Here is a 454-nt window from a genome sequence, read left to right as displayed (position 1 = left end):
GCGGCCACCGCCTTCGCCGCGTCCAGGTTGCGGTCCACCACGAGCACCTTGGCGCCGGCCGCGCCCAGCCGCAGGGCGCACGCCCGCCCGATGCCGCTACCGCCCCCGGTGACCAGGGCGGTCCGACCGGCGAGGTCGACCTGTACGACGTGGGGGACCGCCACGGGTTCTGCCGTCATGGCGCAAGAAGTTACGAGCTGTGTGCTCCCCGGCACATGGGCCAGCAACACATACTCCGCACCAAAGCTGTGTGGCCCTCCCCCCCCCCCCCCCCCCCCCCCCCCCCCCCCCCCCCCCCGCCGCCCCCCCCCCTCCCCCCCCCCCCCCCCCCCGCCCCCCCCCCCCCCCCCCCCCCCCCCCGCCCCCCCCCCCGGCCCGTCCGGATCCACGACCGCCCTCCCGCGCGCTGCCGCTGGCCCGCCCACGCACACACCCCCACCACCCCCATCCGCCC

General features: G+C 80.2%; 1 protein-coding gene. It reads right to left on the bottom strand.

Features of this window, described 5'->3' with window-relative positions; translation table 11 throughout:
• Nucleotides 1-179, bottom strand: a 179-nt coding sequence (locus C7C45_RS33015; protein ID WP_146247493.1) for an SDR family NAD(P)-dependent oxidoreductase, incomplete at its 3' end; no start/stop codon positions are given.
• Nucleotides 180-454: the final 275 nt, after the last annotated feature.

The organism is Micromonospora arborensis (assembly GCF_003205615.1).
Lineage (GTDB): Bacteria > Actinomycetota > Actinomycetes > Mycobacteriales > Micromonosporaceae > Micromonospora > Micromonospora arborensis.
Note: the sequence above shows the minus strand (reverse complement) of the source record. Positions and strands in the feature narration are given on the sequence as shown.